A 10,721-nucleotide genomic window follows, 5' to 3' on the forward strand; every position below is an offset into this window, starting at 1 on the left:
CAGGAAAGGAAAAGTGAGGGGATAGGCAGCCTGATGGTCCGTGCCTTCGTAAACGGACAGGTCTTTCCAGAACACGCTGTAAATGCATCCCGGTACGCTCGGCCTCCGCCATCCCTGGCTCCGGACGGTTCCGGAAAGACCTGTCCGCTTACTCTTTTGGTCCTCGGTATTAACGCCAAATGACGGGGAGATTCAAAAAGGGAACAGATCAGAAAGGTCAGCCCAGGGTTTTCTCCGTCAACTGCCGGGTTTCTTCCATGATGCGCTGACGCTCTTCGATACGTCCTGCCCATTCAGAGACAACCAGGGCCACAAGGGTCATTCCAAACAGGAGCATGAAAGCGATGTTGCGGACGCCAACGAGATCATTCGCTACGCCAAACAGTAAAGGCAGCGTGAAGGCAGCCATGCAGGCCATAAGGAGAGTTGCACCAGCGGCGATGCCGACAGTGTTGGGGAAAATGTCGTAAAGCTGTCGCAAAAGGCTGCCAAGACCTATCCCCATGACGCCGCTCAGCAGGATCAGAAGCCCCATGGCCACCGTCAGGGGAAGCCGGAATTCGATGATGTAAATCTCGTCTATGCCTCTGACCGACAGACTCATGGGAGGATAGGACAGCACCAGAAGGGCCAGCAGGCACGCCAGCATAGACCAGCGGAGAACGTGGCGTGGCCCTGCCCTGTCCGCCAGCCAGCCGCCGCCGATCTGGGCAAGGGCGCCGGGAAGGATAAACATCATGGCCAGGCTCGCGGACTGGCGAAGGGGAATACCATAGTGGGCGGAAAGATAGTCCGGCAGCCAGAGGGCAAGGGCCATAAAGCCCCCGAACAGGACACTGTAATTGAGACCGAAAGCACTGAGGTGGGAGCGATGGAGGGCTTTGATCGACTGCCTGAGTTCCGGATTCCACCCGGAAGGAGGGTCCGGATCAGTCAGCAACAGGATGAGCACCATCGTCAGACAGAGCACCAGCACGTAGGCCAGGGGTGCTGCCTGCCAGCTGTAGGCTTCGTGAATCAGGGGAACCGCCAGATAGCTGAAGGCCGCGCCGCTCATTCCGGAACCACAGCATCCAAGAGCAAGGCCCATCCGGCTGGTGGGACTGTGACTCACAACATAGTTCAGACCACTGATAAAGAGCCCGACAGAAAGACCAAGCCCTCCTGCCACAAAGAGCAGGCCGAGGTAGCTTTCCACCAGCATCAGCGATGTCAGGACGAGACTGAGGCCGGCAAGACAGCCGATGATCACCTTCCGTGCACCAAAGGCCTGCACCGCCAGCCCAAGGGGGATAGCCATAAGGCCGCCAACCAGAACCGGCGTTGCCAGCAGCAGACCGAAGGCGGTACTCGTCAGGGCAAGCGTCTCCTTGAGGTGCACCCCCATCACAGCCAGCAGGGTCCAGCAGGCGAACGCCATGAAGACCGCGACAAAGGCCAGCGGCAGAACAACTGTCAGCGAAGTATCGGCCGCCGGTGACGGTGCCGGGTGGTTGGCGCTCATCCCTTTTTCCCGTCTCAGGGTGTTGATTTGGTATTGCCCAAGTGTTTATCAGGCATAAACGAGGGTCAAAAGGTCATACGGAGGAGCAACAACAGAGGTACGCGCCTACCTCTCTGGAGATACGACCACCCGCTCGTAAGGCTAGGGATTGCGGCACAGCCTTGTTACCATAGCGGATAGCAATGCTGACGAGGGCATTGCCATCTTTCTCATGCAAAAGGTGCGTGAATGCTCCGAAATTCCCTGGTGCGGCGCGTGGGCGCCGTAGTCGCGGCCATAAGTATCGTGGCGCTGATCAATATCGTCGTTTCACTGGCTGTTTCCGGCAGTATCCAGGGCAGTGCTACGGCCATCAATGTGGCCGGCTCCCTCAGGATGCAGAGCTTTCAGATGCTGGCACAATGGCAGCGGCTGGAGCCGGCCGAAATATCCGGGTCCACCGCCTGGGAGAAAACGCTTGATCGCTTCTCGGAACGCCTCGGCAACGGTGCCCTGATTGAAGCCCTGCCTTCAAGTCCTGACCATCCCCTGGCACAGCAGCACAGCGCCATCTCCGATTTCTGGGAGAGCGACCTGAAGCCGCTTTTCCGGCAGGCTCCACCATCGGTCTCACCAGAACTTGTGCGAGAGCAGGTGAGCACCCTGGTGGGGAAAATTGAAACCCTGGTGAGCCTCATGGAGCAGCGCACGGAAGCACGGATCCAGCTGATGAACCTGGTGCAGATTACAAGCCTGGCCATCACGGTGCTGGTTATTATCGCTCTTTTCTTCGATACCAAGAACCGGGTTGTCCGTCCCCTGAATCGATTATTGGGAATCGCCCAGGCCGTGGCCAGAAAAGACTTCAGCCAGCGCTCCGGACTGCATGGAGAGGACGAGCTCAGCCGTCTGGGAATGGCGTTTGACCAGATGACCAGCCAGCTGGCCATCAGCTATCGGAATCTTGAAACCGAGGCCACCGAGAAAACCCGTGAACTTGAACGAAGCCATGCGGCGCTTCAGCTTCTCCACAGCGCCAGCCGCTCTCTCTACAGCACTGGTGATTTGTGCGCCGGTGCCATGCCCCTTCTGCATAACCTGGAGGAGCTATTGGGAATTGGTCCCATCCGTCTGTTCCTTCACGACAAAAATTCACCGGAGCCCGTGGAAGCCCTGACCACAGCGACAAAAGCGCGGCCCTATTACTGCCGCGACCACGACTGCAATGCCTGCCTGGTGTCACCCCATGCAATGGAGGATTCTCCCGGAGAGGGCAGCGACGACCGACGTCTTTTATTGCCCATCCGCACAGGCAACTCCCTGCTTGGAACCCTCGAGGCATGGTACCCTGGTGATCACAAGCTGCCGGAGACATCCCGGCATCTCCTGGAAACGCTGACTGACCAGCTTGCCACGGCCATCTTCCTGCAACGGCAGATGACCGAAGAGCAGCGCCTGACGCTGGCGGAAGAAAGGGCGGTAATCGCCCGGGAGCTTCACGATTCGCTGGCTCAATCGCTGTCCTATCTCAAGATGCAGGTGGCGCGTCTGCGCAGGCTGGAAATAACACCGGATAACGCCAGCCGCCACAGCGACATACTGGATGAACTGAGCACTGGCCTGAATAGCGCCTATCGCCAGTTGCGGGAGCTGTTAACCACCTTCCGGCTCAAGCTGGACACCCCAGACCTGGGGACGGCCCTGAAGGAAACGGTTGTGGAGTTCAGCGAACGGCTGCAGAATCCGGTGCAACTGACTTATCAGCTGCCCCCCCAGATACTGTCTGCGAACGAGGAAATCCACGTCCTGCAGATCATCCGGGAGGCTCTGGCCAACGCCGTCAAGCACGCTGAGCCAACCTGGGTCGAGGTTTCAGTCACCTTTGTGTCTCCGAGGGTGGAGGCCACCATATCGGACAACGGCAAGGGCCTGCCTGATACCGGCCAGCCACCACAACACTATGGCCTGATCATCATGAATGACCGTGCCCGCACGCTGGGCGGCCGGCTCTCAGTGCGCAATCGGGAGCAAGGCGGGGTAGTGGTGGAACTTGCATTTGTACCCACCAGCCGCCACCTGATTACCAGCCAGTCCCATTCGGAATCCACCATTAGCGAGGAGAGCTAACCCATGTCGGAAACACCTGCCAGTATTCTTTTGATTGATGATCACCCCCTGCTCCGCCAGGGCATCAAGCAATTGATCGAAATGGAGGACGACATGGAGGTGGTGGGAGAAGCCAGCAACTCAGCCGATGGCGTCAGCCGTGCCCTGGAGCTTGAACCGGACCTGATCCTGCTCGACCTGAACATGCCGGAAGTCAACGGGATTGAGACCCTCCGGATACTCCGTGCTGAAAACGTCAGTGCCCGCATTATCATCTTTACGGTATCGGACCACGAGGATGACGTGGTAGCGGCGCTGCGGGCAGGTGCCGATGGCTACCTGCTCAAGGACATGGAGCCGGAAGACCTTCTGCGCCAGCTTCATCAGGCAGCAGTGGGGCGCATGGTGATCAGTGAACGGCTGACCACCCTGCTTGCCCAGGCCCTTCGAAGCCAGAAGCCCGAAGTGGTGCGGGCAGATTACGAATCACTGACGCCCCGTGAACGGGATATTCTCAAGCTGATCGCGGATGGTCTTTCCAACAAGATGATCGGCAGGCGACTGGACATCAGTGATGGCACCGTGAAAGTGCATGTGAAGCACCTTCTGAAGAAGCTCAATCTGAGATCACGGGTGGAGGTTGCAGTCTGGGCGGTGGAGGAAGGGCTGCACCGTTAAACAGAAAATCAACAGCACGACGTCCCGGAGCTGGCTCCGGGACGTCGCTTGCCACAAGCCGGCGATCAGGCGATCTGCAGAAGCCGCATAAGCTGAGGCTGGTGCCGGTCAGGAAGCAGGTCTTCAAGCGTGTGCTGATCAAGGGCCATGAGGAAGGCACTCAGCGCCTCCGCAAACATACCCTTCAGGCCACATACCGGCGAAATCACGCAACTCTTGTCGGATGAGAAGCACTCCACCAGCTGAAGATCCTGCTCGGTTTCACGGACAAGTACGCCTATATTGATATTTCGGGGTTCCATGTTCAGTTTGAGGCCGCCGTTCTTGCCCCTTACTGTCTCAACATAGCCTTTCCGGTTGAGCTGATGCACCACTTTCATCAGGTGATTCTTGGAAATCTTGTAGCTGTCCGCGATTTCCTGAATGGTGGTGAGATGTCCGGGGTGCACCGCAAGGTACATCAACACCCTTACGGAGTAATCGGTGTAACGGGTGACATGCATTGGCGTGCTCCAGTCGGCAGAATACAAATGAAGACCAGTCACTGCGGCCTTCTCTTGGCGATCTGTCCAGGATTACCGGCGTGCCAGAATGTCCTGAAAAAATATGCCCTAGGTTCAAATTGATGTTATCAAATATGCGTTACGTACAAAACAGCAAAATGGCTCTCTGGATACCACTTTTATTTCCAGTTTCGCGATTACACAGATAACCCACTGAATTTAAAAATATATTATCTGTGCAAAAATATGAATTAATTATGCGGCACAAGGCTGATTAAGCCACGACAGCAAGCAAAAGATTCAACAAGAATGCCTGTTCGCTGACCAGATTGCCAGCATGTCGCCGGATATTACAGAAGGCGGGAGGGAAGTAATTGAGGGGCCTAGATAATCCGGGAAAATCTCTGGCTGGCACCTTCTTTGCGGTAGGCATCGAAAATCTGGCAGATAGCGCGGATCAGCAGCCGGCCGGGAGCCAGAACTTCCAGCCTGTCACCGCTGTCCCTCATCAGGCCGTCGCTGATCATCGGGCGGATCCGTCTCAGCTCGTCGGCAAAATAGCGGTTGAAATCTTCATCAAACTGGCGTTGAAAATCCCCGCGCTCGAGACTGAACTGACAGATGAGCTGCCCGATAACCCAGCGCCGGATCCGGTCATCCCGGCCAAGCCGTACGCCCCGGATAGTGGCCAGTTCGCCAGCGTCCATTCTGGCCTCATAACCCGGCAGGTCATGATCGTTCTGGAAATAGGCGTCTTCGGTCTGGCCGATGGCGGACACACCCAGGGATACCAGGTCGCAGTCACTGTGGGTGGTGTAGCCCTGGAAGTTGCGATGCAGCCGGCCTTCACGCTGGGCAATGGCGAGACTGTCATCGGGTTTGGCGAAGTGATCCATGCCGATGTACTGGTAGCCGGCCTCCAGCAGACGGTTGATGGTATTGTGGAGAATCGTCAGCTTGTCCGCCGGGGATGGCAGGGTGTCCCCTTTTATCCGCGTCTGGGGATAGAAGCGGCTGGGCAGATGGGCATAGCTGAACACGGACAGCCGGTCCGGCGACATTTCAATCACGTGTTCCAGGGTTTCGGCAAAACTTGCCGGGGTCTGGTGTGGCAGGCCGTAAATCAGGTCCAGGTTGATGGAGCCAAAACCCAGCCGTCGCGCTTCACTCAGCACGGCCTGGGTCATGGCCTGGGGCTGGATCCGGTTCACCGCCTTCTGGACCACCGGATTGAGATCCTGCACCCCCAGGCTGATGCGGTTGAAGCCCAGTTCCCAGAGGGTGGCAAGGGTATCGTCGGCCACTTCCCTGGGGTCGATTTCAACGCTGAAGTCCCTGTTTTCATCGGACGCCAGGTTGAACATGTCCCGGTAACCCGCCATCAGCGTCTGCATGACTTCCCGGGGCAGGAAGGTGGGGGTGCCGCCGCCCCAGTGCAGCTGTTTTACCAGCCGCTCCGGACCATATAGCCCGGACTGGATTGCGGCTTCCTGCAGTACCCGCTCCACATAGGGCAGTGCCTTGTCCCGCTTTTTGGTGATCACTTTGTTGCAGGCGCAGTAGTAACAGAGGTGAGCGCAGAAAGGCAGATGGGTATAAAGCGACAGGTCCCGGCCGCTCTGCCTGCTTCGGATTACATCTTCGGCCATGTCAGCGGCGGTATAGTCCGCAGTGAATTCCACCGCAGTGGGATAGGAGGTATAACGAGGGCCACTCAGGTCATAGCGCCGGATCAGTGCTTCGTCCCATACAAACGGGGATTCAGGCTGGACAATGGTTCGATCAGGGGCGGCAGTCATGGCAATACCTGTGTAAGCAGAAAACAACTCCCGGATTATAAAGGCGGTGGCATTGGCCACCCTTGACCCGGATCAGTTTCAGCCTCGAAAGCCTGCTGAAACAGCGTGCTGCCAAAGTATCACGGCGACACCTGAACCACCCTCCACCCGGTGGCGTACTTTCACTACCACCAAAGAGGCACCTCGTGCCGCGGAAATAGCAGGAAAAGCCAATGGCCAGTCTCATTCTCATACTCGGTGACCAGCTGTCGCCGGACATCAGCGCTCTGCAGGATGCTGACCCGGAACAGGATCTGGTGGTCATGGCGGAAGTACACGCCGAGGCAAGCTACGCCAACCACCACAAAAAGAAACTGGTCCTGCTGTTCAGTGCGATGCGCCACTTTGCCGATGAACTGAAAGATCAGGGATGGCAGGTCCACTACCACCGCTACGACCCGGAAAGCGACGCCGGGTCCCTGCTCGACGTGGTGACGGGCCTTGCAGACAAACAGAAGCCGGAGCGGCTGGTCACCACGGAGTGCGGAGAATGGCGGCTGGACAGCCAGATCCGTCAGTGGCACGAAAAACTGGGGATGCAGGTGGAAATCCGACCGGATAACCGTTTTGTTGCCACAAAGGCAGAATTCGCTGACTGGGCAGAAGGCCGCAAGCAGCTCAGGATGGAATTTTTCTACCGGGAAATGCGACGCAAGACCAGGCTGCTGATGACCCCGGATGGTCAACCAGAGGGAGGAAAGTGGAACTTTGACAGTGATAACCGGAAGAAATGGACCGGAAAGCAGCCAGTTCCCGTTCCTTTCCGCGTTGAGCCGGACGCCATAACCCGGGAGGTAATCCGGGACGTGAATAACGCCTTCCCTGATCATTTTGGTACCACCGATGACTTTCATTTTGCCGTTACCCGCGGGGATGCGGAATCGGCCCTGGAGCATTTCCTTGAATATGCCCTGCCCTGCTTCGGTGATTACCAGGACGCCATGTCCGACAAGGAGGACTGGCTGTTTCACTCCATCCTGTCCCCTTACCTGAACAGCGGGCTGCTGGAGCCGGTGCCGGTATGCGAGGCGGTGGTGCAATGCTATTACTCGAATCAGGCGCCACTGAACGCGGTAGAGGGATTCATCCGCCAGATCATCGGCTGGCGGGAGTTCGTGCGGGGCATCTACTGGATGAATATGCCGGATTACGCCGGGGAAAACCGGCTGGAAAACAAACGCGCCCTGCCCGGTTTCTACTGGACCGGCAAAACCGGTATGCGGTGCATGGAACAGGCCATTGGCAGCACCTGGCGCAATGGCTACGCCCATCACATCCAGCGCCTCATGGTAACCGGCAACTTTGCACTGCTAGCCGGCATCGTCCCGGAGGAAATCTGCGACTGGTATCTGGGGGTTTATGTAGACGCCTACGACTGGGTGGAACTGCCCAACACCCTGGGCATGGTGATGCATGCCGATGGCGGATACCTGGGTTCCAAGCCCTACGCCGCCAGCGGAAAATACATCAACCGCATGTCGGACTACTGCGGCAACTGCAAATACAGCGTCACCAGAGCAACAGAAGAAGACGCCTGCCCGTTCAATGCCCTTTACTGGCATTTCATCGACCGGCACCGGGACAGATTCGCCAGCAATCCACGGATGGGAATGATGTACCGGAACTGGGAAAAACAGAAGCCGGCCCGGCGGGAGGCGCTGATTGCCAGAGGGGACTGGCTACTTAGCAATATCGAAAAGCTGTGAAAGCCAGCGGCGGGCAGCTTCTTACCCGGGCTTGTCAACTGACTCCATGTCGGTGACCGTACCGTTTTTCAGGGTAATCACGCGACGGAACCGGTTCTCACCAAAGCCGTAGAGCCATTCCTGCACGGGGACCACACGATGGCCGACATGGCCGTGGCCAGGGGACAGTGACCGCCACTCCACCCGCCGGGAAAGAGGCTCGCCGCAGTGCGCGATGAGTTCAAACTCGCTCATCCCTTCATTTATTACCGCGGGCGTACAGGGGCCGGCGCTTTCCCCGCGGAAGCCATAACCCATGCTTTCATCACGGCGGAGTTTGCCGTCCCGGAACTCCAGCCGGCGAATGAACCCCTGCGGCCCCGGGTTGTAGTACCAGTGCTCCAGCTCACCGGTCACGCCAATTCCCGGCAGTGTGGCGGTGGGGTAGGTGGCGATGTAATCCGGGTCTCCACAGCGCTCTCTCACCTCAACTTTCCAGTGGCCTTTTTCCACAAGGTGTCTTCCGCAGCGGAATGCCGCCTCGGCGCAGAAGGAGGCAATGAGCATGCTGACCAGCACAGCCACGGTCAGCCATGTACGGGAGCTGGTGCCGGTAAACGGGCCGTGTACTGACAGTTGCATAAAATCCCCCTCGGATTTTCGGCTGATCAGGCCGGCCCCACCTCGCAGGCCAGCACCAGCGCCCAGAACTCCGAAAAATCGTTTACCACCACGTCAGGCTTGTCCGGGTGCCGGCGGGTGCCGGGAAAAATCCTGTGGAGCCAGGGCAGATCCCACTGGGCGCCGTTGAAAAACACGGCCGTCATGCCCGCCCGCTTGGCGGCGATCATGTCCGTGGTGCTGTCTCCCACATACCAGACACTGGGGTCCGCAGGATAGCCCAGCTTTTCTGCCGCCAACAGGAGCTGGTCCGGATGGGGCTTTCTCAGGGCAGTGTCATCACCGCAGACACTGGTCTCAAACAGGTGGGTCCAGCCCGTTCCATCCACCGCAGCCAGCTCATGCTCGAAGAACTCCCTGTCACGATTGGTAATCACACCAACCCGGATCTCCAGTTTGTGCAGGCCCTCGAGAACCGCCTGCACCCGGGGCTCGAAGGCCGCCACCGTGCCATAGTGATTCCGGTAGTGTCTGTTGAACGCCAGATGGGCCACGCGTTTGGCCTCCTCATCGTCTCCGAACAGCACTTCAAAAATGTCGGTGCGGGAAATCTTGCGGTCTGCCTTCACCTTGGGGTGGAGCTTCGCGAACTCCCGCACATAGGCAACCAGCTTTGCATCTTCCGGCGTTTTGCTGTCCTCCGGGATTACCATCCGGTCCATCAACTGCAACTCGTTAAACTCCGGCAGCATGTCATCAACCGCGTGGTACATGGCATCCAGGGTGTCCACCAGGGTGGCATGCCAGTCGAACAGCACCACCGCGGGACGCACAAGTTTCGCCACCGCCGGGTGCCAGTCCGGCTCCTGCCGGGGTTCCGGGGGGCTGGGTCTCGGATAATGTGGCGGGCGCACTTCCTCCAGTCTGCAGTCAAAGGCACCGGGGTTGCGGCGCTCCAGTAACTCGAGGCAATCCATCAGATCATCAAAGCTGTCGAGAATTGCACTGGGCCTGTCCCGGCGGCTGAACCAGCCGTCTATCCGGCTGTGTTCCCAACTGGCCCCGTTATAGAAGACCGGGATCACATCCGCATGATTGGCTGTGATCATGTCCACGTAGCTGTCGCCCAGATACCATGCCGAGCCATCCGTCGGCAGGGAAAGTTTTTCAAGAGCCCGCAGGATGATCTCCGGATCGGGCTTGTAATGGGTAACGTCATCCGCGCAGACGGTAGCGTCGAACAGGTCCTGCCAGCGGCCGTTGTCCACGGTGCTCAGCTCCTGCTCCAGAAACTCCCGGTTCCGGTTGGTAGCCACCACAAGGCGGATGCCCAGGTTGCGGCAGGCCTTCAGATACTCATAAACCCCTTCCTGAAAGGGCTTCACTTTTCCGAAAAACTTCCGGTAGGCCCTGTTGTAGGCCTCGTGGGCGATCATCCTGGCTTCCCGGTCATCGCCGAAGATTGCATTGAAAATGTCAGTACGGGACACCCGGCGCTCCGCCAGTATTCGAGGGTGCAGGCGGCGGAAAATACGGATATAGCGCACCAGGCGGGCGTCGTCCGGAGTCTTGCATTGATCCTCCGGCAGTAGCCGCTCCACCAGCCCAAGTTCCTCAAGTTGGGGGAGCATTTCTTCCATGGCACTGAACATGGCGTCATGGGTGTCCACCAGGGTGCCATGCCAGTCGAACAGCAGTGCCGAGGGCACAGGAATCGAATCGGAAAATCGCGCCATCAAGGGGTCTCCTGTGGAGAAACGGACGTAAAAAGGGAAGACCTATCCTCAGTTAAACGTATTTCGGGACC

At 58.1% G+C, this 10,721-nt stretch carries 8 protein-coding genes; 3 read left to right on the forward strand and 5 right to left on the reverse strand.

Going from position 1 to position 10,721, the window contains the following annotated elements; genetic code table 11:
• Nucleotides 1-217: 217 nt before the first annotated feature.
• The gene (locus tag LG327_RS00535; RefSeq protein ID WP_404364716.1) at nt 218-1,504 is read right to left on the reverse strand and encodes a nitrate/nitrite transporter; all 1,287 of its coding nucleotides are present in this window, start codon (nt 1,502-1,504) and stop codon (nt 218-220) included.
• 228 nt (nt 1,505-1,732) lie between these two features.
• Here LG327_RS00535 and LG327_RS00540 point away from each other — a divergent pair, with 228 nt between their 5' ends.
• Nucleotides 1,733-3,610, forward strand: coding sequence for a histidine kinase (locus tag LG327_RS00540; protein ID WP_404364718.1), 1,878 nt, complete (start codon nt 1,733-1,735; stop codon nt 3,608-3,610).
• A gap of 3 nt (nt 3,611-3,613) precedes the next feature.
• Nucleotides 3,614-4,267, forward strand: coding sequence for a two-component system response regulator NarL (gene narL, locus LG327_RS00545; protein ID WP_404364720.1), 654 nt, complete (start codon nt 3,614-3,616; stop codon nt 4,265-4,267).
• A 65-nt stretch (nt 4,268-4,332) separates the two neighbouring features.
• Here narL and LG327_RS00550 read toward each other — a convergent pair whose 3' ends face one another.
• Together LG327_RS00550 and hemN are read right to left on the reverse strand one after the other, a co-directional pair.
• Nucleotides 4,333-4,770, reverse strand: a complete 438-nt coding sequence (locus LG327_RS00550; protein WP_404364721.1) for an RrF2 family transcriptional regulator — start codon at nt 4,768-4,770, stop codon at nt 4,333-4,335.
• A 383-nt stretch (nt 4,771-5,153) separates the two neighbouring features.
• Nucleotides 5,154-6,569: an oxygen-independent coproporphyrinogen III oxidase gene (hemN, locus tag LG327_RS00555; protein ID WP_404364723.1), complete on the reverse strand. Its 1,416-nt coding sequence runs from the start codon at nt 6,567-6,569 to the stop codon at nt 5,154-5,156.
• 212 nt (nt 6,570-6,781) lie between these two features.
• On the opposite strand from hemN, the gene LG327_RS00560 reads away from it, so the two are divergent.
• The gene (locus LG327_RS00560; protein WP_404364725.1) at nt 6,782-8,314 is read left to right on the forward strand and encodes a cryptochrome/photolyase family protein; all 1,533 of its coding nucleotides are present in this window, start codon (nt 6,782-6,784) and stop codon (nt 8,312-8,314) included.
• A 21-nt stretch (nt 8,315-8,335) separates the two neighbouring features.
• On the opposite strand, the gene LG327_RS00565 is transcribed toward LG327_RS00560, so the two are convergent.
• Both LG327_RS00565 and LG327_RS00570 read right to left on the reverse strand, forming a co-directional pair.
• Nucleotides 8,336-8,935: a DUF2845 domain-containing protein gene (locus LG327_RS00565; RefSeq protein ID WP_404364727.1), complete on the reverse strand. Its 600-nt coding sequence runs from the start codon at nt 8,933-8,935 to the stop codon at nt 8,336-8,338.
• Nucleotides 8,936-8,961: 26 nt separating this feature from the next.
• Nucleotides 8,962-10,650 carry an HAD family hydrolase gene (locus tag LG327_RS00570; RefSeq protein WP_404364729.1) on the reverse strand — a complete coding sequence of 563 codons (1,689 nt, stop codon included), beginning with the start codon at nt 10,648-10,650 and terminating at the stop codon, nt 8,962-8,964.
• Nucleotides 10,651-10,721: the final 71 nt, after the last annotated feature.

The organism is Marinobacter sp. (genome assembly GCF_044799475.1).
Lineage (GTDB): Bacteria > Pseudomonadota > Gammaproteobacteria > Pseudomonadales > Oleiphilaceae > Marinobacter.